Genomic DNA, 26,404 nt, shown 5'->3' with positions numbered 1-26,404 from the left:
ATGAACAAGCATCTGTACCGCCTCGTGTTCAACCACGCCCTCATGCTCTGGCAGGTCGCTGCGGAGATCACCCCGCGCCCCGGCGGCGCCGGTACCGGGCAGGATGGCGATCGCACGGCGGCACTGCGCCCGATGGCGTTCGCGCTGTGGGTGATGCTGGGCTGGGTAGGCGTAACCGGCCTGGCGGCGGCGCAGGTGGTCGCGGACCCGAATGCCCCCGGGAACCAGCGACCGACCGTGCTGGAAACCGCCAACGGCACGCCGCAGATCAATATCCAGACGCCGAGTGCTGCCGGTGTTTCGCGCAACACCTACCAGCGCTTCGATGTCGACCAGCAGGGCGCCATCCTCAACAACTCACGCGGCAATACCCAGTCGCAGCTCGGTGGCTGGGTGCAGGGCAATCCGTGGTTGGCCGGCGGCACCGCACGGGTGATCCTCAACGAGGTCAATGGCGCCAACCCGAGCCAGCTGCGCGGCTATGTGGAAGTGGCCGGCGACCGCGCGCAGGTGGTGATCGCCAACCCGGCCGGCATCGATTGCGATGGCTGCGGCTTCATCAACGCCAACCGCATCACCCTCACCACCGGCACCCCGATGTTCAATGGCGGCGCGCTGGAGGGATACCGCGTGCAGGGCGGAGCGATCCACATCTTCGGTGCCGGCATGGATGCCAGCCGGGTCGACTACACCGATCTGATCGCACGCTCGGTGCAGCTCAATGCGGGCCTGTGGGCGCAGCAGCTGCAGGTCACCACCGGCGCGAACACGGTGAGCGCCGATCTGGGCCGCGTGCAGGCGCAGGCCGCCGAAGGCAATGCGCCGCAGTACGCGCTCGATGTGGCCCAGCTGGGCGGCATGTACGCCAACAAGATCCTGCTGATGGGCACCGAGCACGGCGTGGGCGTGCGCAACGCGGGCAACCTCGGGGCGCAGACCGGCGAACTGGTCGTGACTGTCGATGGCCGGCTGGAAAACACCGGCAAACTGCAGGCGCGCGACGATACGCGTATCGCTGCCAGCGGCGGTGTGCGCAACGAAGGGCTGGTCAGTGCCGGGCGTGAACTGAACCTGCGCACCGGTCAGGATCTGGACAACACGGGTGGCCAGCTCAATGGTACCCGTCTGGACCTGGAGGCGGCGTCGCTGGTCAACCGCGGCGGCAGCATCGAACAGGCTGGCGTGCAGGCCCTGGCGGTGCAGAGCGGGCGCCTGCAGAACCGTGACAAGGGCAGCATCGGCGCACTGGCCCGGCAGGACGGTACGACGCCGACCTCACCGGGCGATGGCGACGGCACGGGCAGCCCGGGCACGGGAACCGGCAACGGAAACGGTGGCACCGATGGCAGCACCCCGGGCTCGACACCGCCGGCCACCGCGCCGCTCGCACAGGGCCGCGTGATGATTGCCGGCGTGCTCGACAACGATGCCGGCGCGGTCCTTGCCGGGGGTGATATCGATCTGCGCGCGGGCCACGTGGACAACGACGGCGGTCGCCTCGGGGTGCGCGATCTGGCCGTGGAGGGGGGCGGCCTGTCCAACCGGCAGGGCGAGCTGACCACGGGGCGCGACCTGCTTGTGCAGGGCCAGGCGCTGAACAACGACGCCGGCGTCATGAACGTCGGCGGCGCGCTGGATGCGCGCACCGCGCAGCTGTCCAACCGCAGCGGCACGATCGCTCACAGCGGCAGCGCACCTGCGCAGCTGCAGGTGGCGGGCACGTTCGACAACACCGGCGGCAGTCTCGCCAGCAACGCTGCCTCGCTGGCACTGACCAGCGCGGTGCTGGTGAACACCGATGGCAAGCTGATGCACGCCGGCAGCGACGGCCTGCAGCTCACCACCGGTATGCTGGACGGCCAGCGCGGCGAGATCGCCACGGCCGGCACGCTCACCCTGCGCGCAGGGACGGTCGATCACCGCCAGGCGGAACTGCAGGCCGGCACGCTCGACGTCCAGGTCGATACGCTCGACAACCGTGGCGGCCAGCTGCTGGCAACGGGCAGCGAGGGCAACCGTATCGGGGCGACGAGTGCACTGGACAACGACGGCGGCACGCTCGCCAGCAACGGCGATCTGGCCATCGATACCGCCTTGCTGCGCAACGCGGGCGGCCAGGTGCAGCAGGCCGGCGGCGGCCGTTTGGATATCAACGCCACAACGCTGGCCGGAGCGGGCGGCAAACTGCTGAGCAATGGCGCGCTGCAACTGCAGGGGCTGGGGATTGATGTCTCCGATGGCATCACCTCGGCGGTGCGCATGGCGATCGATGCCGGGCAGCTGGACAACCGTCGTGGCGAACTGATCGCCACCGGCACCGACGCGCTGGCCCTGCGGGTGACCAACGCGCTGCTCAACGACAACGGCCAGATCATCGGTAACGGTGCGCTCGCCGTACAGGCCGGGAGCCTGGCCAACCGCGACGGCAAACTGCTGGCGGCAGGTGAGGCGGCCTCCACGCTGCAGGTGAGCGGCGCGATCGACAACCAGCGCGGGACGCTGGCCAGCGCCGGTGATCTGAGCCTTCGGGCTGGCCAGCTGGACAACCAGGCCGGCACGGTCCAGGCGGCCGGCGACCGTGCATTGCAGCTGGGCGTGGACGGCCTGCTCGACAATCGCCAGGGCGGCCTGGTCGCCTCCGGCGGTGCGCAGCAGCTGCGCGCCGGCAGCCTCGACAACCGCGGCGGCACCGTCAACGCGGGCGATACGCTGGACGTGGCGGTCGCCCACACCCTCGACAACAGCGCCGGCATCCTCGCCGCCAAGGAAACGCTGCAGGTGCAGGCCGGCCGCATCGTCAACCGTGACGCCGGCACGCTGGCGTCCATCGAGGGCGATGTCACGCTCGACAGCGCGAGCGATATCGACAACACCGCCGGTGTGATCCAGGCCGAACGTGCGCTTTCGGTCGCCAGCCAGGGACTGGCCAACGTGCGCGGCACCCTGGCCGGTGCATCCCTTGCACTGGACACCGGCCTTGGCAGCGTGGACAACAGTGAGGGCATCATCGCCGCCACCGCCGGCACGCTGGATGCCCGCAGTGGTGCGCTGGAGAACCGCGCTGGCCTGCTGCAGTCCAGTGCGGCGATGCGCATCGATACCCACGGCCAGCAGCTGGGCAATACCGACGCGGGCGCGCGCGGTGGCATCGTCAGCGGTGCCGGGCTGACCCTGCGTGCCGGTGAGCTGGACAATCGTGCCGGCCTTGTCCAGGCGCAGACGGCGCTGGACGCGCGGCTGGCCACGCTGGACAACCGCAGCGGCGGGCAGGTCGGCAGCGGGGCCTCACTGCTGCTGCAGGCGCAGCGCGTGGATAACAGCGGCGGCCGCCTGCAGGCGAGCGAGAATCTGACGCTGGATTTGAGCGGTGAGCTGGTCAACCAGGCCGGCCTGGCCGTGGCCGGTGGCGATCTGGTCGCCCATGCCGCGCGCATCGACAACCGCGCCACCGCTGGCGGCAGCACTGCACTCGGCCTGCAGGGCGGCAGCGTGGATCTCGCCGCCGCGCAGATCGACAACAGCACCGGCATGATCGCCGCCGACCAGCGCATCGCACTGCAGGCCGGCGATGCACTGTTCAACCAGCAGGGGCTGGTGTCCTCGGCGGGCAGTCTGGACGTGCGCGCCGGCCAGGTCGGCAACGCCGATGGCACGCTGCTGTCGGCGGGCAACCAGGCGCTGCATGCCAACGCACTCAATGGCACCGGCCGGGTGTTGTCGCAGGGCGATCTGGTGCTGGCCCTGCAGCAGGATTACCGCAACGATGGCCAGATCACCGCCAATGGCAAGGCCACGGTCTCCACGCAGGGGCTGTGGACCAACGCGGGCAAGGTGCAGGCCGGTGATCTGGCGCTGCACGCACGCCAGATCGACAACCTCGCCAGCGGCGAGATCAGCGGCATCCGCACCCAGGTGCGCGCCGATGGCGTGCTCGGCAACCGCGGGCTCATCGACGGTGTGGATACCCGCATCGATGCCGATGTGATCCTCAACGTTGGCACCGGCCGCATCTATGGCGACCGCCTGTCGATCGGTGCCACGACCCTGGTCAACAGTGATGAAACGCTGGAGGGCGTCACCCGCGCAGCCACCATTGCTGCGCGTGAGCGCCTGGACATCGGCGCCGGCACCGTGGTCAACCGCGAGCAGGCGCTGATCTTCAGTGCCGGCGGTGGCGACAATGCACTCAACATCGGCGGTGCGCTGGATGCGCAGGGCCATGCAGTCGGTCGCGCCGGCTCGGTGCACAACGCCAGCGCGACCATCGAGTCGCTGGGTGGCTTGAGTATCGATGCCACGCGCCTGCTCAACAGCAACGAGCATTTCGCCACCACTGAAGTGATGGTGGTGGGCCCGACCAAGAAGCTGTACATCCAGCCCAAGGGCACGCCCGGCATGCATGATGCCAGCGAGTTCACCTGGTCCAGCTGGAGCCGTGCCGGCAAGTACTGGTGGAAGAACGGCAACGGCGACGTCAAGGACTGGACCCAGTACGACGTCACCCACACCGAGTACGAAACCCAGGTCACCTCCAGCGCGCCGGGTCGCATCATTTCCGGCGGCAACATGACGCTGCGTGGCGATGAGCTGATCAACGACAAGAGCCAGATCCTGGCCGGCGGCGCGTTGCTGGGCGATCTTGGCAACCTCCGCAACATCGACGCATTCGGCGAGTACCGGGTGCACGAGGAAGGCACCAGCCAATACACCTACAGTCGCTGGCGCGGTGGTTTCAAGCGCTATCACGAGCGCAAGTGGGACCGGAAGATCGCCTATCGCCCGGCCGATGAAGTGCGCACCATCAATCTGGGCGTGACCCGGACGGCCGAGCACACCCGCGACGGTGGCAGCGGCTACCAGGTGGGCGGGGTCAGCACCGGTTCCGTCGGTGGGCAGGTCGGGGGTGCGGCCGGTGCCGGTGCCGTGGGTGGGCAGCGCCAGGTGACCGAAGTCAGCGCCAGCGTGGCCTCGCTGGCCGGTCCCGGCAGCACGGCGGGCACCGGTGCGCAGGGCGCGGCGGGCAACCAGCCGACCGTGATCCGCACCATCGGCGTGGAGGCCGAACTGCCGCAGAGCAGCCTGTTCCAGAGCGGGCCGAATGCCGGCCAATACCTGGTCGAAACCGATCCGCGTTTTGCCGATTACCGCAACTGGCTCGGTTCGGAGTACCTGCTGCAGAAGATGGGCGTGGACCCGGCCAACGTGCAGAAGCGGTTGGGCGATGGGTTCTACGAACAGAAGCTGGTCCGCGATCAGGTCGCCCAGCTCACCGGCCGCCGCTTCCTGGATGGCTATGCCGACGATGAAGCGCAATACCGCGCGCTGCTCGACAATGCGGCCACCATCGCCGACGCATGGGGCCTGCGCCCCGGCGTGGCGCTGACCCCGGCACAGATGGCCCAGCTCACCAGCGACATCGTCTGGCTGGTCGAGCAGCGCGTCACCCTGGCCGATGGCAGCACCACCACCGCGCTGGTCCCGCAGGTGTATGTTCGCGTGCGACCCGGCGATATCGACGGCACCGGCACGCTGCTGGCCGGCCGCTCGGTGGAGCTGAACCTGCGCGGCGATCTGGTCAACAGTGGCACCATCGCTGGCCGCACCGCGGTGAAGATCGACGCGCAGAACCTGCGCAACCTGGACGGCCGCATCAGCGGTGACACGGTCAGTGCCAACGCGCGTACCGATCTGGACAACCTAGGCGGCCTGATCGATGCGCGCAGCGTGCTGGTCGCCAGCGCCGGCCGTGATCTGAACCTGGTCACCACCACCCGCAGCGGTCAGAACACCGCGGGGTTGAGCGACTTCAGCAGGACCAACATCGACCGCGTGGCCGGGTTGTTCGTGAGTGAGGCTGGTGGCACGCTGCTGGCGAGCGCGGTGCGTGATGTTCGTCTTGACGGAGCCGAGATCGTCAACGCGGGCTCCGGTGGGCAAACGGTGATCGCCGCCGGTCGCGACCTGTCACTGGGCACCGTACGGGAGGCGCGGCAGGAGAACAACGTGCGCAATGCCGACAATTATCTGCGCAGCGGGTACAGCCGTGGCGTTGGTACCAATGTCCGGACTGTCGGCGATGTCCAGCTGCAGGCAGGTCGGGACATGGAGTTGCAGGCAGCGACGGTCAACAGCGCCGAGGGTGCCCTGGTCGCGGTGGCGAGCGGCAACCTCAACATCGGGGTGTCCGAAGACAGTTACAACTGGAGCGAGGGTCGAAAGCACCGGCATAGCGGCCTGCTCAACACCACGACCCGCACCACCCGCGACAGCCTCGATGAAACCGTTGCCCAGGGCAGCACGGTTGGCGGGAACACAGTGGCCATCCAAGGACGCAACGTCACCATCACCGGCAGCGATGTGATCTCCGATGTCGGCACCACGATTGCCGCCGACCAGGATCTGGTGATCCAGGCCGCTCGCGAATCGGCGACGGAAAGCCACTTCAAGAAGAAGGAGCAGAGTGGCCTGATCTACAACGGTGGCGCTGCGATCACGGCCGGCACGCAGATGCAGAGCGACGACAACAAGGCCACGCGCAACACCGCGGCGGGGTCGACCGTCGGCTCGCTCGCAGGCGATGTCGTGCTGCTGGCGGGCGGGGCGTATCGCCAGATTGGCAGTGACGTCCTCGCGCCGGAGGGCGATGTGGACATCCACGCGCGTGAGGTCGCGATTCTGGAGGCCCGCGAAACGCAGACGACGGCGCAGGAGAGCAAGTTCAGGCAGGCCGGTCTCACTGTTGCGGTCACTGCGCCGGTGATCACTGCACTGCAGACCGCCGGCAACATGGCAAGTGCGACCAGCAAGACCTCTGACTGGCGTAAGCAGGCGATGGGTGCTGCGACAGCAGCGGGTGCGGTGAAGGAAGGCGTCGATGCGGTCGGCGCGGATCCAGGCGCGGCTGGCGGGTTGAACATTTCCATCACCGTGGGGGCCAGCAAGAGCGACAGCCGGACGACAACGCAGAGCGACACGGCGGCAGCGTCATCGATCCGGGCCGGCGGCGACGTCCGGATCAGTGCCACGGGCGCTGGCAACGCGTCGGATATCACGATTCAGGGCAGTGACGTAACGGCAGACGGCAACATCCGCCTCAAGGCGGACGGAGACGTCGCGCTTCTTGCGTCCCGTGACGTGATCGAGATGGAGCGCAAGAGCAGCAGCGCCAGTGGCGGCGTAGGCGTGGCCATCGCTGTGGGCTCGGGCGGTGCCAGTGCCGGCATCACGGCCAATGCCAGTGCTTCGCGGGGCAGCGGCAAGGGCGAGGACGTCTACTGGAACACGACGCACCTGACTGCAGGAGAGTCGTTGGTCATCGAATCGGGCGGCGACACCACGCTGCGTGGCGCGGTAGTTTCAGGTGAGCAGGTGGCAATGAACGTCGGTGGCAACCTGGCGGTGGAGAGTCTGCAGGATACCCACAGCTTCCACAGCAAGGACAGAACCGTCGGGGGCAGCGTCACTTTCGGTGCGGGTTTCAGTGGCAGTGCCTACATGCTCAACCAGAAGAGCGACAGTGAATTTGCCAGTGTCACCGAGCAGTCGGCCATTCGTGCGGGGGACGGCGGCTTCCAGATCAATGTGGATGGGACGACACAGCTTGTCGGTGGTGCAATCAGCTCCAGCGATGCAGCAATTGATGCCGGCAGGAATCGACTTCAGACAGCTGCACTGGTTGTCAGCGACATAGAGAACGCTTCGAGCGCGAAGGCCAGTAGCGGCGGAATCGGTGTCACCGATGAAACCTTCTCCGGCTTGTACGGCGCCACCAAGACGATCATCGGCAACAAGCTGATCCATGGCGACGCCAGTGACGGCTCGCAGGGGACAACCCGTGCGGCGATCAGCGATGGCGCTGTGTTGATCACGGATGATGAGCTCCAGCGCGCGCTGACTGGCAAGGGGGCAGAAGAACAGGTGGCCGGGCTGAATCGCGACACGCTGAACGCCCATCAATCTGCCGCGCTGATGGATCTTGAGCGTCTCGAAGAGCGTGCCGCTGCGGAGCACGCGATCACCGGCGAAGCCTTCCGCCAAGGCACTGCCTGGACGACGGATCTGGTGCATAAAGCAGCGACGGAGCAAAGTCGCATTGTCCTGCAGACCTGTGAAGCGGGCGGGACCAACTGCCGTCAGACCGAACTGGCGTTGGAGGATGTCCAGGCCATTGACGGCAAGCTGTACATCTTCAACAACGGCATTTTCAACGCTGAGCCCTACGCGCTTGCCACAGGCGCGAAGCAGAACACCAATGAAGCCAACGCGTCCGGGGTGTATTACATCCTGAACCCTTACACCGGCAACAAGGTGGCCGAAGGGCTGTATGCGATGTACGACAAAGCCAATGGCATCCTGGGCAGCCTTACGGGCGTCATGCTGCCTGTGACGGCCGCATCGCAGGCCAACATTGCGCTGTTGGAGCGTGCCAGGGAGGAGGGATGGGAGTTCAATGCCGTCAATCACAGCCGCGGCAGCATGACCTTCACCAATGCGATGTTGCAGCTTCGAGGCGACGACCAGAAGATGTTCCCCATCGGCTACATCCTCTACAACGGGGCTGCAGCCAATGCACAGCAAGCGCTGGGGTTGGTCGGGTTGATTGGTGACGCCAGGGGAGAGGTATGGCAGAACACTCATCCGACGGACATCGTAGGCAGCTGGCGCGTCATTCTTGGCGGAAACCCGGCGACCTCCGAGAAGAATCAGGGCAGCTTCCCGGGGTCGCACAGTGCCTACGTGGGTTACCTGCCCGCGGACGGTACGGAGCTGCGGTCCATCACGGACAAGGTGTGGGGCATCGGTAAGATCAATCAACCTGTCAGGCAGGTCCCCAAACGTGAGGCTGAAAAACGATGATCAGGAAGTACACCTCGATGCTGGCGGCGGCCGCGCTTATCACTGTTGCCGGATGTGCCACGGCACCTGCGGCGCCGGGCCGGGTGGCCACAACGGACATTGGACCCGTTCCGGCCGGTTCCGTTCGCGTCATGCCCACCAAACAGCATTGGCGTAAGGCAGGTGCCAGCAAAGCCGACGCGGACCAGGCTCGGCAGCAATGCAGTCAGGAATTGCGGAACAATGAAGAGTACGCCGGGCTGCTGAAGGAGAGCTCGGTGATTACCAAGATCTGGCACGCTGATCGTACCGCTGCGCAGAAAAAGCGGCGCAAGGAAATTGGTACGCGGCTGAGTCAGCTGAGTGATGCGTGCATGACCGGGAAAGGATTCGAGTTCGTGCCTGGTGGGTTCCCGGTGGACTGAGTGCGGTGACCAGGATGCTGCTTTACCCCAGGCTGTTCATCTCCCGCGATCATTTCGCGTTGCGCATTTGTCGCACAATGACCGTGCTGGCCGTGCTGTCGGGCGTGACCGCTTGCGGCGCAGGCGGGTTGTGGATGAACGGCAATCCCGCTGCGACCCGGCACCTCAGCCCGCCGGGCCACGAGTGGACCCGGCCGGATGCGAGCGTCCTGGTACGCGACCTGGATTGGCAGGCGTGCGGTGGCCAACGAAGTGGGAACATTTCGGCAGACCGGCGAGGGGCTACTCCTCAAGAGGATGCCGAGCTTTCGCGCGAGAAACTCTACGCTGCGCAACGTTGCATGTTGGGAAAGGAGTATCACTACATCGGTTCCTGCGAAGGCGATATTCCGGGCCGCTATCCCGCCTGCCAGTCCGGTTCGGGGAGATTGCTGCATGATTGAGCCGTCTGCGCAACGACAGATCAGAGCGGCTGGAGCTGCATTGGCAGTCGCGTTGCTGTCCGGTTGCGTGATTGGCAATGGCCGCATCTGTGGGCCGCAGACACCGATGATCTACTGCGATAAAGCGGCGTATGAGCGGCTGGCCAACCCACCTTCATTGATGGAAAGCTGGCAGCACCCGTCCAATACACCTGAAGCGCGTCAGCTCGACTGGGTGTCCTGCGGGGGTACGGAGAAGGGGAACTATGCGGTGTTGCCAGGCACTACAGGTGCTGAGACGGCCGCGCGCTCCGGTGCGACATTCGATCAGATTCAACGTTGCATGATGGGTAAACAGTATCAGTACACCGGTACCTGCCAGGGTGAGATTCCCAGTCGTTTCCCTGCATGCCAGCGTGCGGAGGGGTCCGTGTCGCAGCGCTGATGCGCCGAGGCGTATGCGGTCCTCCATCCAGTGCGTATCACTATCCTTGGGAGCCACAACATGCAGTCATTCTTTCGTCCACTATCTGGATCGTCTGCCCGCCTCGCGCTTGGTTTGACTCTCCTGGGCATCGCCGGCGCAGCGTGCGCTGATCCTGAGCTGCTCGAATCGCCGCAGTCGGCACAAGCGGTGCGATGCGCGGCCTTCTACATTGATGTTCCCTCGGCAGGCAATCCCGTGGCCAACCTCATGCTGGGCTCGGTGGTGAGCAAGGCTGCATGGATGGATCAGTTGAAGGCGCTCATGGCCCGTGGTGCCGAGCCACCGATGACCCGCCTGGTCGTCGCCGGTGAGAGCGAAGATGTCACACGAAAAGCAGTCCAGTCGGCGCTCGGCAGCTTCAAGCAGCAGCGCCTTTCCTATCTGACCCTCACGGTCGCAGGCCAGTCGCCGAAGATGCAAGGGCTGCAACGCAGCGCCGAGCAGCTTGGCATCACTTTCCGCGCGGCGACCCCTGAACGCTCGGCCGCATCACCCGAGGCACGGGCGGATGCGTATCTTCGGAGCGTGTGTGATTGAGCTGCACCCACGCGCCGTCACCGCCCTGTGCCTGGCCCTCAGCCTCAGCGCCTGCGGCATCGGCGGCATGTGGATGAATGGCGATCCATCGGCCAGCCGTACCCTCGTGCCGCCACGCGACACCTGGCAGAAGATGGGCAATGACGGCGCGGCCCGCGATGCCGACTGGCGCGAATGTGGTGGGGCCGCCAATGGTGGTTACCACGTCTCCACGCCGGAGAAGTCCAGCGCGGCGGTGATCCAGCAGGCCCTGGGCCGCACGTTCGATGATCTGCAGCACTGCATGATGCGCAGCGGGTACCGCTACACCGGCAGCTGCGAAGGGGAAATCCGCAGCCGCTACCCGGCCTGCCAATCGCCAGGCACAAAAAAACCCGGAGGACAGTGATGTCTTCCAGGCTTGATTGTGACCATCAGATGGTCGGGGAGACAGGATTCGAACCTGCGACCTCTACGTCCCGAACGTAGCGCTCTACCAGACTGAGCTACACCCCGTAAGGAGCCGCCTATTGTATCGATCCCGCCGGTCGGCGGCAAGGGGGGATCGCGTTTTTCACCTTCGGTGCCGTGTTGCCACGGCCCTTGATAAAGAAGCCTGGAAACGTGTTCCCAGGCTTCAATACGACCACCGAAGTGGTCGGGGAGACAGGATTCGAACCTGCGACCTCTACGTCCCGAACGTAGCGCTCTACCAGACTGAGCTACACCCCGAAGGAGCCGACAAGGATACGGTGTGAAGACCCGATCGGCAACCTTTTTTTAGCCTTCTTCGTGATCCGTACGGCTCTGCTCGCGGGCTTCGAACCACATGCCGTTGAGAATGGCCACTACCGAGGCCAGCCCTGCACCCAGAATCCAAGCGAAGTACCACATGGTAAGTCTCCTATGGCGCCGTGGGGCGCATCAGTAAGCGTTGGGGTTGTCGCTCATGTCTTCGGCCGTGGTCTTGCCCTTCATCACGCGGTAGACCCAGGAGGTGTAGGCGATGATGATCGGCAGGAAGATGGCCGTGGCGATGAGCATGATCCCCAGGGTCAGGTGGCTGGAGGAGCTGTCCCAGACGGTCAGGCTGGAGCCCGGCTGGCTGGAGGAGGGCAGCAGGAACGGGAAGATTGCAAAGCCGACGGTCAGGATGATGCCGGTGATCGAGGCCCCCGAGGCCACGAAGGCCAGGCCGCCACGGCGGGCCCGCAGCAGTACCGCGCTGGCCAGCGCACCCACCAGCCCGAGGATCGGGGCCAGCAGGGTCAGCGGCATGCTCTGGTAGTTGCGCAGCCAGCCACCGGCCACCGCACCGACGGCAGCGGTCTTGAGCAGCGGGTTGGTCGGGCCATCGGTGACCACCTGCGAGGTGATCTGGTAGCCCGGCAGGCCGAAGGCCACCCAGACGCCGGCCAGGGCGAACAGCACGAAGGTCAGCACCGCCGCGACGCTGCCATAGCGGGCCGAGCGCTCGGCCACCGGGCCGTCGGTCTTGAGCACCAGCATCGCCGCACCATGCGAGACCACCATGGCCACGCTCACCAGGCCGGCCACCAGGGCGAACGGGTTGAGCAGGCCGATCAGGGTGCCGGTGTAGAAGATGCGCATGCTGTCATCGAAGTGGAACGGCACGCCGACCAGCACGTTGCCCACCGCCACGCCGGCGATCAGTGCCGGCAGCAGCCCGCCGACGAACAGCGCACGGTCCCAGTTCTCACGCCAGCGCTTGCTGGGCATCTTGCTGCGGTACTTGAAGGCGACCGGGCGGAGGATCAGCCCGAACAGCATCAGGAATACCGCCAGGTAGAAGCCGGAGAAACTGACCGCGTACAGCGGCGGCCAAGCGGCGAAGATCGCACCGCCACCCAGTACCAGCCACACCTGGTTGCCTTCCCACACCGGGCCGACGGTGTTGATAACCAGCCGGCGTTCGTCATCGGTCCGGGCCACGAACGGCAGCAATGTGCCCACGCCGAGGTCGAAACCGTCCATCACCGCCCAGGCGATCAGCAGGATGCCGAGCAGCAGCCACCAGATCACGCGGAGCGTGGTGTAATCGAGTCCAATGAATTCCATCTGGGTTCTCCTGCCTTACGCCCGACCGTGGGTCGGCGCAGCGGCATTGGGGGAAAGGGACGTGGCTGCAGCCTGCAGCGACGGCAGGATGTCGTCCGGGCCCTTGCGGATCGCCTTGAGCATCAGCTTGACTTCGATGACCAGCAGCACCGTGTACAGCCCGGTGAACACCGCCAGCGTGGTCAGGATTTCATGCAGGGCCAGGCCCGAGGCGGCGTAGAAGGTCGGCAGCACGCCGTCCACCGCCCACGGCTGGCGGCCGTACTCGGCCACGAACCAACCGCATTCGATCGCGATCCACGGTGCCGGCAGCGACCACAGGGCGAGCTTGAGGAACCAGCGCTTGTCCTGGAAGTTGTGGCGGCACGAGTAGTAGAAGGCCAGCGCGAAGAAGGCGATCAGGTAGAAGCCCAGCCCGGCCATGATGCGGAAGGTCCAGAACAGCGGGGCGACCCGCGGCACGGTGTCCATCGCGGCCTTGGAGACTTCTTCCGGGGTGGCGTTGAGGATGTCCTCGCGGTAGCGCTTGAGCAGCAGGCCGTGGCCCAGATCCTGCCAATGACGGTCGAACATCTCACGCGCTTCGGCGTCGTTCTTGTCCTTGCGCACGCGTTCCAGCGCGCCGTAGGCCAGCTGGCCACCCCGCACGCGGTGCTCGGCACGTTCCACCAGCTCCAGGATGCCCGGGATCGGCTGGTTCAGCGAACGGGTGGCGATCAGGCCCATCAGGTAGGGGATCTTGATCGCGTAATCGTTCTGCTGGGTGGTCTGGTTCGGAATGCCGAAGGCGGTGAAGTCGGCCGGGGCACGCTCGGTTTCCCACATCGCTTCGATCGCGGCCAGCTTCATCTTCTGGTGTTCGCTGGCGGCATAGCCGCTTTCATCACCCAGCACCACCACCGACAGCGAGGAGAGCAGGCCGAAGGCGGCCGCCACCGCGAAGGAGCGACGGGCCATGTCCTTGTGCTTGTTGCGCAGCAGGAACAGGGCGCTGATCGACATCACGAACACCGCGCCGGTCACGTAGCCGGCGCTGACCGTATGCACGAACTTGGCCTGCGCCACAGGGTTGAACAGCACGGCGGCGAAATCCACCACCTCCATGCGCATCGTTTCCGGATTGAAGATCGCGCCGGTCGGGTTCTGCATCCAGCCGTTGGCGATCAGGATCCACACCGCCGAGAGGTTGGTGCCCAGGGCCATCAGCCAGGTCACGGTGAGGTGCTTGACCGGGCTCAGGCGCTTCCAGCCGAAGAAGAACAGACCGATGAAGGTCGCTTCCAGGAAGAACGCCATCAGGCCTTCGATCGCCAGCGGGGCGCCGAAGATATCGCCGACGTAATGGCTGTAGTACGACCAGTTCATGCCGAACTGGAACTCCATCACGATGCCGGTGGCGACGCCGATGGCGAAGTTGATGCCGAACAGCGTGCCCCAGAACAGCGTCATCTGGCGCCAGACCTGTTTGCGGGTCATGACGTAGACGCTCTCCATGATGGCCACCATGAACGACAGGCCAAGCGTGAGGGGAACGAAAAGGAAGTGGTACATCGCGGTCAGAGCGAATTGCAGCCGCGACAGTTCTACGACTGTCTGATCAATCATGGCCTGGCTACCTCGTTGGGTTTTGCCGTTTCAGGTGGCGGGAAGGGGGGTCTACGGGGTGAATTCTGTGACCAGCAACTTCAAACAGCCTTGATTCAGATCAATGTACAAACGCACTCGCACGGGGATCGTATGCCATCCCGCCCCTGCGACCGCTGGCCGCACGGGGGCGGGGCCAGCACCTACTACAATCGACGGAACCTCCCTGTGGCCGCCAGTGACTTGTTTTGAGCATACCCCCCGACGCGTCGATTGTTGAGACAACCGCCCTGCGCCGGCAGCGCCTGCACTGGCTGGGCGGGCTGGCCGCCGCCGCGCGCGGCAAGCAACGCCTGGCGGCGATCTGCATCTGCCTGTCCGGCGCGCTGCTGATCGGCCAGGCGGCCACCATTGCGTGGCTGATCCAGGCCGTGCTGGTCGATCACCGCCCGCTGGCCGAGGCAACGCCGGTCCTGCTGGGGCTGCTGGCGGTGCTCGGCATCCGCACCCTGTTGGGCAGCGCGACCCAGGCTGCCGCTGGCGATGTTGCCGATGCCGCGCGGCTGGCCCTGCGTGAACGGGTGTATCAACGGCTGCTTGGCCGCGGTCCGCTGTGGCTGCGCCAGCAGCGCACCGGTGAGCTGGGCGAACTGATGCTGGCTCACGCCGATGCGATCGAGAATTATTACGCCGGGTACCAGCCGGTCCGCATCGAAGTGGTGGTAGTGCCGCTGCTGATCGCGATCGCCGTGGCCTGGACCGATTGGGTGATCGCGCTGATCCTGCTGTTCACCGCGCCGCTGGTGCCGTTCTTCATGATGCTGGTCGGCTGGGGCGCTGAAGCGGCCGGGCGCGCGCAGTTGGGCGAACTGGCGCGGATGAGCGGCCACTTCGCCGATCGCATCAAGGGCCTCGGTCTGCTGCGCCTGTACGGGCGCGGCGAGGCCGAGCTGGACGGTGTGGCCAGCGCGGCCGAAGGGGTGCGCGAGCGCACCCTGAAAGTACTGCGGATCGCTTTCCTCTCTTCGACGGTGCTGGAGTTCTTCGCCTCGGTGAGCGTCGCGATGGTCGCGCTGTACCTGGGCCTGAGCTACCTGGGCCTGATGTCGCTGCATGCGCAGGTGCCGACCCTGGGCGTGGGCATGTTCTGCCTGCTGCTGGCACCGGAGTTCTACGCGCCGCTGCGGCGATTGGCCGCGCACTATCACGACCGCGCCAATGCGCTCGCCGCCGCGGCGGAAGTGGAGCGCCTGCTCGGCGAGCTGCCTGCCGCAGCCGTTGTCGATGACGCACCGCCCGCCACCGCGCGCGCGCCGGAGCTGTTGGAACAGCACGCGCCCCCGGTGGTCGTACGCGACGTGAGCCTGCGCCCGCTCGGTGCGCACCACGATGTGGTGCAGCACCTTTCGTTCCAGATCGAACCGGGGCAACGCGTGGCGCTGGTCGGGCCCAGTGGCAGCGGCAAGAGCACGCTGCTGGAAGCGCTGGCCGGGTGGCTGCCACCGCGCGAGGGCAGCATCGTGCTGCGCCCCGGGCTGGACGTGGGCTATGCCGGTCAGCGCCCGTATCTGTTCCACGGCACCATCGCCGACAACCTGCGCCTGGCCGCGCCGGGGGCGACCGACGCGCATCTGCACGCGGTGGCCGAGGCGGCGCAGGTGATGCGCTTCGCCGCCGCGTTGCCGCTGGGGCTGGACACGGTGATCGGCGAGCGCGGCTTCGGCTTGTCCGGCGGCGAGGCGCGCCGGATCGGCCTGGCGCGGCTGTTGCTGCGCGATCCACACCTGCTGCTGCTTGACGAGCCGACCGCCTTCCTCGATCCGGAGACCGAAGCCGATCTGCTGCGCACCCTGGCTGCCTTCGCGCGTGGGCGCAGCGTGGTGATCGCCACGCACAGCGAAACCGCCATGCGGTGGGCCGACACCCGCCTGACATTGACCGCCGGCGGTGCACGCCTGGCCTCGGAGGTGTCGCCATGAAGGCTGCCCGGACCGATTCGCTGAAGGGGGTGTTCGCCCGGCATCGCGGCCGGTTGCTGCTGACCGTGCTGCTGCTGTGGACCACGATGCTGGCCGGTACCGCGTTGCTCGGGCTGTCCGGTGGGTTCCTGACCGCCGCCGCCTTGGCCGGGGCGGCCGGGCTCGGCAATGGCTTCAACTTCTTCTCGCCCTCGGCGGGCATCCGCGGGCTGACCATGGCGCGGATCGTGTCGCGCTACTTCGAAAAGCTGGTGGGCCACGATGTCACCCTGCGCATCGCCCGCGACCTGCGCGTGTGGTTCTTCCGTCGCGCGCTGCCGCTGGCGCCGGCCCGTCTGGCGGGGGTGCGCACCGGTGAACTGCTGGCGCGCCTGATGTCCGATATCGGCGAGGTCGACGGCCTGCTGGTGCGCGCGATCGGCCCGCTGCTGGCGCTCGGTGGCATCTCGCTGGTCGCGGTGGTGGCGGCCGGCATCATCTATCCGCCGGCGGCCGGCCTGCTGGCGCTGCTCGCAGTGCTGATCGGCGTCGGCGTGCCGTGGTTGACCGTGCGGGGCGCCGCGGACCAGGAGCGTGACCGCGCGCTGCACCGCGCGCAGCTGCGCACGCAGTCGTTCGAAGGCCTGGAAGGCGCGGCCGACCTCGCCGCGCTGCAGGCGCGCCAGCATTGGAACCAGCGCGTGCTGGTGGCCGCCAAACAGCTGAAGTCGCGCGACAAGCGTCGCCGCTGGCGGTTGATCAGTGGCAATGCGCTGCATGGCCTGTGTGGCGCGGGGGGGCTGGTGGCGATGCTGTGGCTGGCCCTGCACGCCTTCGAGCGTGGCAGCGTGGATGCCGCGCTGGCGGCCGCACTGGTGTTCCTGACCGTGGCACTGCTGGAGCTGTGGGCCGGCATCGGGTTGGCCTGGCAATCGTGGTTGTCCGGTCGCGTCGCCGCGGTGCGGCTGGAGGCCATCGTGGATCAGGCGCCGGGCGTGGTGGAAGCCGATGCGCCGGTGGCCGTGCCATCCGTACCCGCAACGCTGCGGTTCGAACAGGTGGTGTTCCGCTGGCCCGGCCAGGCGCGCGTGCTGCTGGACCATGTGCAGCTGGAGCTCGCGCCGGGCGAACGGATCGCGATCCGCGGTGACAGCGGCAGTGGCAAGACCACGCTGTCCTCGTTGTTGCTGCGGCTATGGGATCCCGAGGCGGGCAGCGTGCGTTACGGCGATGCCGATATCCGCGGATTCGCGCAGGCCGACTGGCATCGCCAGATTGCCTGGCTGCCGCAGAATGCGCCGGTGTTCGCCGGCACGGTGGCGGACAACCTGCGGCTGGGCGATGTAGCGGCCAGCGACGCGCGCCTGTGGCAGGTGTTGGCAGAGGTACGACTGCAGGCGTGGGCCGAACAGATCGGCGGGCTCTCGGCATGGGTGGGCGAGAACGGCGCAACCATGTCCGCCGGGCAGGCGCGGCGCCTGGCGCTGGCACGTGCGCTGCTGCGCGATGCGCCGATCCTGCTGCTGGACGAACCGACCGAAGGCCTGGACGTGGATACCGCGCATGCGCTGCTGCAGGACATGGTGGCGGCGCTGGGCAATCGCAGTCTGCTGATGATCACCCACGACGAACTGCCGGGCGGCATCGTGCATCGCAGTTATCGTTTGCGGGATGGAAAGCTGACATAAGCCTTCTTCCTGCAGGGACCGCAGGAAGCACAGTGCCTGCGAACTGTCTGGCCAATGCAATGCGCTTGACCTAGGATCGTGGTTCAACGTGAACAAGGATGTTGAGCATGAATCGCAGGGTCGCATTCGTCTTTTTGCTGGGTCTCTTCAGCGGTGGCGCTTCGGCGGACACCGTCTGGAAAGGCACCAGCGTGAATTCGATCACATCGGGCACGGGCGACATTCTGGAAACCCAGGGTGGGGCGCTCAGCGTGTCCGCCGAATCGACCGGCACGGAAAACTTCGTCGGCGCCATCACCGCGATGGATGCAGCTCCTTACCGGGGCCGGGAGGTGGTTCTGGCCGGCACCATGTCGGTCAAGGATGGCGCAGGCCGTGCCGCGCTGTGGATGCGTGCGGACGGGGCAAACGGCCGATTGGCGTTTGCAAGCTCGGCTGGCACGCCCGTGCGCGCCGGTGAGGGGCCACAGGCGAGAGAACTCCGGCTGTACATTCCGTCCGGAACGACCAGCCTCAAGCTCGGTGCAACACTGGACAGTGCCGGGCATGTCGTTGTCGAGAAGATGACGCTGACGGCGGAGGCGGCCACGTCGGGCGGAGTTTCCGCCTATGACATGGTGGAGTACGCCCTCGCTGCCATTCGCGACAATGCGTTGAACGCCGCGAACGTCGATTGGGAAGCCGAGCAGCAGACGCGTCTGACGCCGGCACTGAAACGCCTCCCCGCACAAGAGGCCTATGGCAGCATCAGAGCGGTTCTGGATCTGCTGGCAGATCGCCATAGCTTCCTGCAACACCCCAGGGAAGCCGCCGCCTACCGCCAGTCCGCTGTTGCATCGAGAGACATCGAGGCCAGACAGATGCAGGACATCGGCTACGTCCTGGTGCCGGGCCTGCGCGGGACCGAAGCCACTGCCGCTGAAGCGTTTACCACCGGGCTCTGTGAGCACATCGAACGATTGGCGCCGACGTCACCCAAGGGCTGGATCGTCGATCTTCGCCAGAACACGGGCGGCAACATGTGGCCGATGCTGAGCGGGCTGCACGCGTTGCTGGGCAACGGAAGCATCGGCGCATTCCGGGACCGGGAGGGCGTTGCCACCGCGTGGCGCCCACGCGCCGGCCGTGCCTGCTCAGTCGACCTTTCCAGCAGCCGCGTGGCCGTTCTCGTCGGCCCGAAGACGGCAAGCTCTGGAGAAGCGGTGGCCGTCGCCTTCCGGGCCCGCCCTGGCACCCGATTCTTCGGGCAGCCGACGGCCGGTCTCGCAACGGCCAACCGTTCCTATCCGCTGCCTGATGGTGGCGCGCTGCGGTTGACGAGGGCCGTGATGCTTGATCGCTCGGGTGAAGCCTATCTGGACGGGATAAAACCCGAGGAGCGCGTTTCAAGTGATCAGGACGCCATCGACATGGCGGCTGCGTGGCTTCGCTCGTCGCCATGAAGCAGCGCTGCGTGCACGCAATGTTCCAGGGTCATGCCCGCAGCAGCACCGCAAGCGCCGAGACGTTGGCCAGCACGCACAGGGCGAACACCCATTGGAAGGCGCTCTTGCGATGCTTGTGGCGGAACACCGACTGGCCCAGCAACGCGCCAGGCCAACCGCCCGCGAAGGCCAGCAGTTGCAGGGTGCGTTCGGGTGTGCGCCAGTTGCCCAGGCGTGCGGCACGTTTGTCATGCCCGTAGAGCGCAAAGGCGACAGCACTGGTGAGTGCGTACCATGCGGCCAGCCACTGCGGTAACAGCCCGGTCACCGCCATCGCGATCACCGCGCCGATCACCGCCAGCGCCAGATAGCGGCGCGCGCGCGTCACAGCCCGTGCAGGAAACCGCTGACCGCCGGCCCGAACCGGGCGAAGTCGACCAGGAACGCATCGTGGCCCTGCGGCGAATCCAGCCCGATGAACTGTGCGTCGGCACCACCGGCGCGCAGGCCATCGGCGATCTGCTGTTGCTGCTGTACCGGGAACAGGATGTCGGTGTTGGCGCCGATCGACAGCGCCTTGTCCACCTGGATCTTCGCCAGCCCGGCCATGACGTCGCCGTCGGCGTATTCGGCCAGGTCGAACCAGTCCATCGAGCGGCTCAGGTACAGATAGCAGTTGGGATCGAAGAAGCGCACGAAACGGCGTGCGTGTCCCTCCAGATAGCTTTCGACCTGGAACTCCAGGCCGAACGGATCGTCATCGGCCTGATCCGAATCCAGGCGCACGCGGCCGAAGCGGCCGTCCCATTCCAGGGCGGACCGGTACGTGATCACGCCGAGCTTGCGCGCCATGCGCATGCCCGATTCCGGATAGGCCTGATCCGTATAACGACCGCCATTCCACTGCGGATCGAGCCGGATCGCTTCGCGCTGCAGCGAGCGGATCGCGATCGAGAACGGCAGCGCCTGGGCACTGCCGGAAATGTTGATATGGCTGCGTGCGATGCCCGGATGCAGCAACAGCAGCGCCAGCGCGGTCATCCCGCCCATCGAGTTGCCGATCACGCAGGCCAGTTCGGTGACGCCCAATGCGCGCACCACCTCCACCGCCGCACGCGCGCCATCTTCGATCGACAGCTCAGGAAAGCGCAGGCCATACAGCTCGCCGGTGGCCGGATCGATGCTGGCAGGGCCGGTCGATCCCTTGCAGCTGCCCAGCGAGTTCACGCAGATCACGAACCAGCGATCCGTATCGATCGGCTTGCCAGGGCCGACCATCGCCTCCCACCAGCCGGCGGCCGGGTTGTCGGCGTTGGCCGCCGCATGCGCATCGGGGGAGAGCCCGGTGACGATCAACACCACATTGCCGGCGTCCGCGTCGAGCGTGCCCCAGGTTTCGTAAGCCACGTGGGCATCGCGCAGCTCACCGCCGCGCTTGAACGCGAACGGCGAGGGCAGGGCGTGGTAGCGGGTGCCGGGGGGAATGAATTCAGTCATGCGCGCATTTTAGCCGGGCGCCGCGATGGCGCCGTGGTGGTGGGCGGCACGCTGCGTCGCGGCCGCGCACCGATCAAGGGCGATCAAACACCAGTGGCACCGGCCCGGCATGCGGCAGGCGCACCCGTACCGGGGCGGTTTCCACATCGTCCGGCTGGCGGTTGGCCTGGCCCGAACGGGACAGCCGCGCCAAGACCTCCACCTCCTGCACCTGCGACAGCGTGCTGGTCGGCATCGGGCTGTCGCCATCGCCGAGCGTAACCAGCAGCGGCAACCGGCTGGCCGGGTGTTTCTGCACGGCGATAGGCATCGGCGGGCCGTCCGGCGCGCGCGCGATCACGAACACTGTGGCGTTGGCCAGCGCCGGATCCGGAGCGGTTTCCGACGCGAACCGCACCTGTACCGCGAGCGCGTGGTTCCCGGCCGCCGCAGGGGCCGCCGCAGGGGCCGGCGTCTCCGGCAGGGGCGGGAGGCCGGCATTGCCGCGCGCGATGGCGATCTGCTCGCGCAGCGCGCGCGCCGCGCCCGGCTCCAGCCGTGGCAGCAGGGCTTCCCAGGCGGCCGCAGCCTCGGCGTCCTGCCCGCGCTGACGCAGCGCGATGCCGATCAGCCAGCCAGCACGTTCGCTCTCCGGCGCGAGCGCGTTGGCGTGGCGCAGCCACTGCAGGGCCTGGTCATCGAATTGTTTGCCCGGCGCTGCCTGGGCCCGTGCCTGGGCCGCTTCGACCAGCACGCCAGGGTCGTCCGGCGCGAGCCGCACGGCCCGGTCGAACGCCGCCGTGGCCTCGTCCAGCTTGCCCAGCGCCAGCTGCGAGCGGCCGAGCAGTGCCCAGCCATCGGCGCGTTGCGGATCTTTCGCCAGCGCCTGCTCCAACGCCTGGACGCCATCTTCCAGCGTGGCGGGCTCGTCGTTGGCCGCGGTCCGCTCGGCGGCATCCGGCGTGCCGACCAGCAGGTACAGCGCGCCACCGGCCAACCCAAGGGCCAGCATCGCGATCACGAAGGGGCCGCGTTGGCCGCCTGCACGCAGCGGCCGCAACACGAGTGCAGCGACGACAGCGGCAACGACCGCAGCGCTCAGGGCCATCCAGAGACTCACCAGCGCTCCTCGCTCTTGTCCATCGGTTCGATCCCACGGCTGCGACGGCGCACCACCCAGATCAACACGCCGGCGCCAATCAGCAATGCCACCGGCGGGCCGAACCAGAGCAGCGCATTGCGGGCGTCCATCGGCGGCCGGTACAGCACGAACTCGCCATAGCGGTCGACCAGGAACTGCTTGATCTGTGCATCGCTGTTGCCCTGCTGCATCAGCACCAGCACTTCCCGGCGCAGGTCGTGCGCGATCTGCGCATTGGAATCGGCCAATGACTGATTCTGGCACTGCACGCAGCGCAGCTCGGCAGCCAGCGCATGGAAACGGGCTTCCTCGGCGGCGTCGCGGTACTGCAACGGGGTCGGGTCGGAGACGGCCTGCGCCATCACCGGCAACGCCACGGCCAGCGTCAGCGCGATCAGCACGACGCTGGCCAGCCGGACAAGGCGGTTACGGCGAAGCGGGGAGCTGCGGCTGGGCATCGGCATGGGCACGCTCCACCTTTTCCAGTTCCGGGATCAGCTGGGTATCGATCACGCGCTGGCTGAGCGCGCCGCTGTACTTCCAGCGCACCACGCCGCTGGCGTCGACCAGGAAGGTCTCGGGCGCGGCGGTGACGCCCCAGTCGATCGCAGTGCGGCCTTCGATGTCGCTCAGCACCAGCACGAACGGATTGCCCAGCTGTTCCAGCCAGCGCAGCGCATCGGCCGGCTCGTCCTTCCAGTTGTAGCCGATCACGCGCACGCGCTTGGTTTCGGCGAATCGGGTCAGGATCGGATGTTCGTCACGGCAGGCCGCGCACCAGCTGCCCCAGACATTGAGCACATACGGGGCGCCGCGCAGCTCGGTGCTGCTGACCTTGATCTGTGGATCGTGCAGCACCGGCAGTTCGAAGGCCGGGGCGGGCTTGCCGATCAGCGCCGAGGGCAGCACGTCGCGGTCCGGTGCGCCGGATTTCATCACCCCGTAGATCATCAGCCCCAGCAGCCCGAAGAAGAACAGCACCCCGATGACGATGGCCACGGGCGGCAGCGGACGGGAGGCGGGGCGGGGATCGGACACGGGAAACTCCTAGGGACGACGGAAACGACGATCGGCAGCGGTGACGAAACCACCCAGCGCCATCAGCAGCGCGCCCAGCCAGATCCAGCGGACGAACGGTTTGATGTGCACGCGCACGGCCCATGCATTGTTGCCCAGCGACTCGCCGAGTGCCACGTAAACATCGCCGTTGAGACGGGCGTGGATGCCGGCCTCGGTCATCACCTGCCCGCCACTGGCGTACAGGCGTTTTTCCGGATGCAGCAGGGCCAGCTGGCGGTCATGCTGGAACACGCGCAGGTGGCCGCGATCGGCCACGTAGTTCGGTCCCTGCTGGTGGCCCACGCCTTCAAAACGCACCTCGTACGTGCCCACCACGAGCGACTGGCCCGGGGCCAGCGCGACTTCGCGCTGCACGTTCAAGGCTTCCACCAGCAGCGCGCCGGCCAGGAACACGGCCACGCCACCGTGGGCAAGCAGCATGCCGACCATTTCGGCGGTGAACTTCCCGTTGCCGCGCAGGCGGGTCCAGACGAAGCGCCCGGTACCCAGCGCCACCCAGGCCGCGCCGGTCACGCCGGCGGCGGTCTTCAATGCGCCCTGCGGCGCCATGAAGTAGGCGACCACGCCGAGCAGCACGGCCAGCCCGGCCCACGGGGCCAGCATCGCCAACCGGCGCGAGGCCTGGTCGCGCTGCCAGTTCACCAGCGGCCCGAACGGCAGCAGCGCCACCAGCGGCGCCATCAACACCACGAACAGCGTGCCGAAGTAGGGCGGCCCCACCGACACCTTGCCCAGACCCAGGGCATCGGCCAGCAACGGGTACAGCGTGCCGAGCAGGACCATGCCGCAGGCCGCGGCGAGCAGCAGGTTGTTGGCCAGCAGCAGGGTCTCGCGCGAGGTCGGCAGGAAGCCGCGGCGCGGGTCGTCACTGGTCAGCGCACCGGCGCGCAGCGCGTACAGCAGCAGCGCGCCGCCGATCACCAGCGCAAGGAAGATCAGGATGAAGGTGCCGCGCGAGGGATCGGCGGCGAACGAGTGCACGCTGGTCAGCACGCCCGAGCGCACCAGGAAGGTGCCGAGCAGCGACAGTGCGAAGGCAGCGATCGCCAGCAGCAGCGTCCAGCTGGCGAAACTGCCGCGCTTTTCAGTGACGGCCTGCGAGTGGATCAGCGCCGCACCGGCCAGCCAGGGCATGAAGCTGGCGTTCTCGACCGGATCCCAGAACCACCAGCCGCCCCAGCCCAGTTCGTAATACGCCCACCAGCTGCCCAGTGCGATGCCGATGGTCAGGAAGCCCCAGGCCACGTTGGTCCACGGCCGCGTCCAGCGCAGCCAGCGCGCGTCCACGCGGCCTTCCAGCAGCGCGGCGATCGCGAATGCGAAGGGCACAGAGAAACCCACGTAGCCGATGTACAGCATCGGCGGGTGGATGATCAGCCCGGGATCCTGCAGCAGCGGGTTGAGGTCACGTCCTTCCAGCGGCGCCGGAATGAGCCGCGCGAAGGGATTGGAGGTGAAGATCAGGAACGCGAGGAAGCCGATGCTGATGATGCCGAGCACCCCGAGCACGCGCGCGCAGACCTCGGCCGGCAGCCGCTTGGACCACAGCGCAACCGCGCCGCACCACAGCGCCAGCACCAGCGCCCACAGCAGCAGCGAGCCTTCATGCGCGCCCCAGACCGCCGAGTAACGGTAGGCCAGCGGCAGCAGCGAGTTGGAATTCTCGGCCACATAGCGCACCGAGAAATCCTGGGTGACGAAGGCTGCTGTCAGCACGCCGAACGCGCCCAGCAGCAGCGCCAGCTGGGCGTACGCCGCCGGTCGCGCCACCGCCATCCACGTGGCGCGGCCACGATGGGCGCCCCACAACGGCAGCACGGTCTGCAGCACGGCCATCAACAGCGCGGTGACCAGCAGGATCTGCCCCAGTTCCGGCAGCACTCAGTACGTCTCCGGTGCCGGCACGGGCACATCGTGTTTGGTGTGCGCCTGGCCCATTTTGTCGGCCACTTCCTTGGGCATGTAGGTTTCGTCGTGCTTGGCCAGTACCTCTTCCGCGACGAAGCGGCCGTCCTGCAGGCGCCCGGTGGCGACCACGGCGGTGCCTTCGGCGAACAGGTCCGGCAGGATCCGCGAGGTGACCACCGGCAGGGTGGCATCGCCATCGGTCACCACGAAGTGCGCATCCAGCGAGCCGGGCGCGCGCTGCAGCGAGCCTTTGACCACCATGCCGCCCAGGCGGAACCGGGCATGGTCGCCGGCATCACCGCGCAGCACTTCGGAGGGCGTGTACAGGTAGGCGATATTGCGTTGCAGGGCCATCGCCACCAGCGCGGTCGCCAGACCGGAGGCCAGCACCAGCAGCATCACCCAGAGCAGGCGGCGACGCCGGACCGGATTCATCGGGTCAGCTCCGGCGCGAGCGGCGGTGCGCTGCCGGCGGCCGTGCGGGCCTGCTGGCGCTGCTGGCGGCGCGCGGCCAGGCGGCGCGCCCAGCGCAGGCGCAGCCAGGAACCGATGGCATCGCTGCCCAACACCAGCACGAACACCGCATAGGCGGCGATCACATAGGGCAGGTGGGTCATGGGCGGGTGTCCTCCAGCGGTGCACGGGTGCCGGCGGTGACCCAGGCCTTGCCGGCCTCGCGTAGCAGGTTGTCGGCGCGGGCCTTGGCCAGCAGCGAGCCGGCGAACCACAGCTTGGTGCCGATCACCATCACCCACAGTGGCAGCGCCATGCTGGCATCCAGCGTGGACTCGCCGAACAGGCGGATGGTCTGGCCCTGGTGCAGGCTGCCCCACCATTCCACGGAATAGCGGATCACCGGCAGCAGGCTCACCCCGACGATGGACAGCAGGCCCGCCGCGCGCGCGGCGCTGCGACGGTCCTCGATGGCGTGGTAAAGGCCGATCACGCCCAGGTACAGGAACAGCAGGATCAGCTCGGTGGTCATGCGCGGGTCCCAGTCCCACCAGGTGCCCCAGGTCGGCTTGCCCCAGATGCTGCCGGTCAGCAGGGTGATCAGGGTGAAGCCGGCGCCGAGCGGGGCGCAGGCCATCGCCAGTACCTCGCAGGTCTTGATCCGCCAGATCAGCGCGATCGCCGCGTACAGCGCCATCAGCGCGAACACGAACAGGCTCATCCACGCGCTGGGGACGTGGATGTAAAGAATGCGGAAACTGTCCAGCTGCTTGGAATCAGCCGGCACGACGGCCAGCGCCTGCCAGATACCGACCAGCAGCACCGGTACCGCCGCCAGGTAGAACACCCGCGACCAGCGCGCGGCGAAGCGGTCGAAGGTGGGTGGGGAACCGAGTTGATGGAACCAGCGGACGATCGGGTGCATGCG

The 26,404-nt window shown here is 67.1% G+C and carries 21 protein-coding genes and 2 tRNA genes; 9 read left to right on the top strand and 14 right to left on the bottom strand.

Annotated features, from left to right (window positions below; genetic code table 11):
* Genes C0R07_RS01090 through C0R07_RS01070 form a run of 6 tightly spaced genes read left to right on the top strand, consistent with a single transcriptional unit; the run spans nt 1 to nt 11,094 of the window.
* Complete coding sequence (locus C0R07_RS01090; RefSeq protein WP_102788030.1) at nt 1-8,856, top strand: hemagglutinin repeat-containing protein; 8,856 nt, start codon at nt 1-3, stop codon at nt 8,854-8,856.
* The gene (locus C0R07_RS01085; RefSeq protein WP_019182850.1) at nt 8,853-9,260 is read left to right on the top strand and encodes a hypothetical protein; all 408 of its coding nucleotides are present in this window, start codon (nt 8,853-8,855) and stop codon (nt 9,258-9,260) included. Before C0R07_RS01090 ends, C0R07_RS01085 begins: the two co-directional genes overlap by 4 nt.
* 14 nt (nt 9,261-9,274) lie before the next feature.
* Nucleotides 9,275-9,703, top strand: a complete 429-nt coding sequence (locus C0R07_RS01080) for a hypothetical protein (protein ID WP_102788029.1) — start codon at nt 9,275-9,277, stop codon at nt 9,701-9,703.
* Nucleotides 9,696-10,127, top strand: a complete 432-nt coding sequence (locus tag C0R07_RS19680; RefSeq protein WP_139146268.1) for a hypothetical protein — start codon at nt 9,696-9,698, stop codon at nt 10,125-10,127. Before C0R07_RS01080 ends, C0R07_RS19680 begins: the two co-directional genes overlap by 8 nt.
* Before the next feature lie 60 nt (nt 10,128-10,187).
* Nucleotides 10,188-10,706, top strand: coding sequence for a hypothetical protein (locus tag C0R07_RS01075; protein ID WP_139146267.1), 519 nt, complete (start codon nt 10,188-10,190; stop codon nt 10,704-10,706).
* Nucleotides 10,699-11,094: a hypothetical protein gene (locus C0R07_RS01070; protein ID WP_070470133.1), complete on the top strand. Its 396-nt coding sequence runs from the start codon at nt 10,699-10,701 to the stop codon at nt 11,092-11,094. The genes C0R07_RS01075 and C0R07_RS01070 overlap by 8 nt, the downstream gene beginning before the upstream one ends.
* 30 nt (nt 11,095-11,124) lie before the next feature.
* Here C0R07_RS01070 and C0R07_RS01065 read toward each other — a convergent pair.
* The 5 genes from C0R07_RS01065 to C0R07_RS01045 all read right to left on the bottom strand — a co-directional run bounded on the left by C0R07_RS01065 (nt 11,125) and on the right by C0R07_RS01045 (nt 14,369).
* Nucleotides 11,125-11,201, bottom strand: a tRNA-Pro gene (locus tag C0R07_RS01065).
* Nucleotides 11,202-11,340: 139 nt separating this feature from the next.
* A tRNA-Pro gene (locus tag C0R07_RS01060) sits at nt 11,341-11,417 on the bottom strand.
* Between the two features lie 48 nt (nt 11,418-11,465).
* Nucleotides 11,466-11,579, bottom strand: coding sequence for a cytochrome bd-I oxidase subunit CydX (cydX, locus tag C0R07_RS01055; protein ID WP_019182852.1), 114 nt, complete (start codon nt 11,577-11,579; stop codon nt 11,466-11,468).
* 30 nt (nt 11,580-11,609) lie between these two features.
* Nucleotides 11,610-12,764 (bottom strand): cytochrome d ubiquinol oxidase subunit II, encoded by a 1,155-nt coding sequence (gene cydB / locus C0R07_RS01050; protein ID WP_019182853.1) that lies wholly within the window; start codon nt 12,762-12,764, stop codon nt 11,610-11,612.
* A 15-nt stretch (nt 12,765-12,779) separates the two neighbouring features.
* Nucleotides 12,780-14,369, bottom strand: a complete 1,590-nt coding sequence (locus C0R07_RS01045) for a cytochrome ubiquinol oxidase subunit I (protein WP_102788027.1) — start codon at nt 14,367-14,369, stop codon at nt 12,780-12,782.
* Between the two features lie 227 nt (nt 14,370-14,596).
* Between C0R07_RS01045 and cydD the strand changes: the two genes are divergently transcribed.
* The 3 genes from cydD to C0R07_RS01030 all read left to right on the top strand — a co-directional run bounded on the left by cydD (nt 14,597) and on the right by C0R07_RS01030 (nt 19,436).
* Nucleotides 14,597-16,327 carry a thiol reductant ABC exporter subunit CydD gene (cydD, locus tag C0R07_RS01040; RefSeq protein ID WP_102788026.1) on the top strand — a complete coding sequence of 577 codons (1,731 nt, stop codon included), beginning with the start codon at nt 14,597-14,599 and terminating at the stop codon, nt 16,325-16,327.
* Entirely contained in the window at nt 16,324-17,994 is a 1,671-nt protein-coding gene (cydC, locus tag C0R07_RS01035) for a thiol reductant ABC exporter subunit CydC (protein WP_070470127.1), read from the top strand. The genes cydD and cydC overlap by 4 nt, the downstream gene beginning before the upstream one ends.
* 107 nt (nt 17,995-18,101) lie before the next feature.
* Nucleotides 18,102-19,436, top strand: a complete 1,335-nt coding sequence (locus C0R07_RS01030) for a S41 family peptidase (protein ID WP_102788025.1) — start codon at nt 18,102-18,104, stop codon at nt 19,434-19,436.
* A 31-nt stretch (nt 19,437-19,467) separates the two neighbouring features.
* Here C0R07_RS01030 and C0R07_RS01025 read toward each other — a convergent pair whose 3' ends face one another.
* The 9 genes from C0R07_RS01025 to ccmC form a co-directional block, all read right to left on the bottom strand.
* Nucleotides 19,468-19,752 carry a DUF1294 domain-containing protein gene (locus tag C0R07_RS01025; protein ID WP_046273308.1) on the bottom strand — a complete coding sequence of 95 codons (285 nt, stop codon included), beginning with the start codon at nt 19,750-19,752 and terminating at the stop codon, nt 19,468-19,470.
* Nucleotides 19,753-19,802: 50 nt separating this feature from the next.
* Complete coding sequence (gene metX / locus C0R07_RS01020) at nt 19,803-20,915, bottom strand: homoserine O-acetyltransferase MetX (RefSeq protein ID WP_102788024.1); 1,113 nt, start codon at nt 20,913-20,915, stop codon at nt 19,803-19,805.
* Nucleotides 20,916-20,988: 73 nt separating this feature from the next.
* Nucleotides 20,989-22,002: a tetratricopeptide repeat protein gene (locus C0R07_RS01015; RefSeq protein ID WP_428991890.1), complete on the bottom strand. Its 1,014-nt coding sequence runs from the start codon at nt 22,000-22,002 to the stop codon at nt 20,989-20,991.
* A gap of 8 nt (nt 22,003-22,010) precedes the next feature.
* Nucleotides 22,011-22,493: a cytochrome c-type biogenesis protein gene (locus C0R07_RS01010; RefSeq protein WP_428991889.1), complete on the bottom strand. Its 483-nt coding sequence runs from the start codon at nt 22,491-22,493 to the stop codon at nt 22,011-22,013.
* Complete coding sequence (locus C0R07_RS01005; protein ID WP_070425522.1) at nt 22,462-23,073, bottom strand: DsbE family thiol:disulfide interchange protein; 612 nt, start codon at nt 23,071-23,073, stop codon at nt 22,462-22,464. The genes C0R07_RS01010 and C0R07_RS01005 overlap by 32 nt, the downstream gene beginning before the upstream one ends.
* 9 nt (nt 23,074-23,082) lie before the next feature.
* The gene (locus tag C0R07_RS01000; protein ID WP_102788022.1) at nt 23,083-24,996 is read right to left on the bottom strand and encodes a heme lyase CcmF/NrfE family subunit; all 1,914 of its coding nucleotides are present in this window, start codon (nt 24,994-24,996) and stop codon (nt 23,083-23,085) included.
* On the bottom strand, nt 24,997-25,458 hold the full coding sequence (gene ccmE / locus C0R07_RS00995; protein ID WP_019182864.1) for a cytochrome c maturation protein CcmE: 462 nt from the start codon (nt 25,456-25,458) through the stop codon (nt 24,997-24,999). It abuts the gene before it with no gap.
* A complete protein-coding gene (gene ccmD / locus C0R07_RS00990; protein ID WP_019182865.1) occupies nt 25,455-25,640 on the bottom strand; it encodes a heme exporter protein CcmD in 186 nt (61 codons plus the stop codon). The genes ccmE and ccmD overlap by 4 nt, the downstream gene beginning before the upstream one ends.
* The gene (gene ccmC, locus C0R07_RS00985; RefSeq protein ID WP_102788021.1) at nt 25,637-26,401 is read right to left on the bottom strand and encodes a heme ABC transporter permease CcmC; all 765 of its coding nucleotides are present in this window, start codon (nt 26,399-26,401) and stop codon (nt 25,637-25,639) included. The genes ccmD and ccmC overlap by 4 nt, the downstream gene beginning before the upstream one ends.
* Nucleotides 26,402-26,404: the final 3 nt, after the last annotated feature.

The sequence above is a fragment of the Stenotrophomonas bentonitica genome (assembly GCF_002887735.1).
Taxonomy (GTDB): domain Bacteria; phylum Pseudomonadota; class Gammaproteobacteria; order Xanthomonadales; family Xanthomonadaceae; genus Stenotrophomonas; species Stenotrophomonas bentonitica_A.
Note: the sequence above shows the minus strand (reverse complement) of the source record. Positions and strands in the feature narration are given on the sequence as shown.

Excerpts from the sequence above, each read along its gene's own strand:
- C0R07_RS01090 (WP_102788030.1), top strand. The coding sequence starts at position 1 with ATGAACAAGCATCTGTACCGCCTCGTGTTCAACCACGCCCTCATGCTC.
- C0R07_RS01085 (WP_019182850.1), top strand. The coding sequence starts at position 8,853 with ATGATCAGGAAGTACACCTCGATGCTGGCGGCGGCCGCGCTTATCACT.
- C0R07_RS01080 (WP_102788029.1), top strand. The coding sequence starts at position 9,275 with ATGCTGCTTTACCCCAGGCTGTTCATCTCCCGCGATCATTTCGCGTTG.
- C0R07_RS19680 (WP_139146268.1), top strand. The coding sequence starts at position 9,696 with ATGATTGAGCCGTCTGCGCAACGACAGATCAGAGCGGCTGGAGCTGCA.
- C0R07_RS01075 (WP_139146267.1), top strand. The coding sequence starts at position 10,188 with ATGCAGTCATTCTTTCGTCCACTATCTGGATCGTCTGCCCGCCTCGCG.
- cydX (WP_019182852.1), bottom strand. The coding sequence starts at position 11,579 with ATGTGGTACTTCGCTTGGATTCTGGGTGCAGGGCTGGCCTCGGTAGTG.
- cydB (WP_019182853.1), bottom strand. The coding sequence starts at position 12,764 with ATGGAATTCATTGGACTCGATTACACCACGCTCCGCGTGATCTGGTGG.
- C0R07_RS01045 (WP_102788027.1), bottom strand. The coding sequence starts at position 14,369 with ATGATTGATCAGACAGTCGTAGAACTGTCGCGGCTGCAATTCGCTCTG.
- cydC (WP_070470127.1), top strand. The coding sequence starts at position 16,324 with ATGAAGGCTGCCCGGACCGATTCGCTGAAGGGGGTGTTCGCCCGGCAT.
- C0R07_RS01030 (WP_102788025.1), top strand. The coding sequence starts at position 18,102 with ATGAATCGCAGGGTCGCATTCGTCTTTTTGCTGGGTCTCTTCAGCGGT.
- C0R07_RS01025 (WP_046273308.1), bottom strand. The coding sequence starts at position 19,752 with ATGGCGGTGACCGGGCTGTTACCGCAGTGGCTGGCCGCATGGTACGCA.
- metX (WP_102788024.1), bottom strand. The coding sequence starts at position 20,915 with ATGACTGAATTCATTCCCCCCGGCACCCGCTACCACGCCCTGCCCTCG.
- C0R07_RS01015 (WP_428991890.1), bottom strand. The coding sequence starts at position 22,002 with ATGGCCCTGAGCGCTGCGGTCGTTGCCGCTGTCGTCGCTGCACTCGTG.
- C0R07_RS01010 (WP_428991889.1), bottom strand. The coding sequence starts at position 22,493 with ATGCCCAGCCGCAGCTCCCCGCTTCGCCGTAACCGCCTTGTCCGGCTG.
- ccmE (WP_019182864.1), bottom strand. The coding sequence starts at position 25,458 with ATGAATCCGGTCCGGCGTCGCCGCCTGCTCTGGGTGATGCTGCTGGTG.
- ccmD (WP_019182865.1), bottom strand. The coding sequence starts at position 25,640 with ATGACCCACCTGCCCTATGTGATCGCCGCCTATGCGGTGTTCGTGCTG.
- ccmC (WP_102788021.1), bottom strand. The coding sequence starts at position 26,401 with ATGCACCCGATCGTCCGCTGGTTCCATCAACTCGGTTCCCCACCCACC.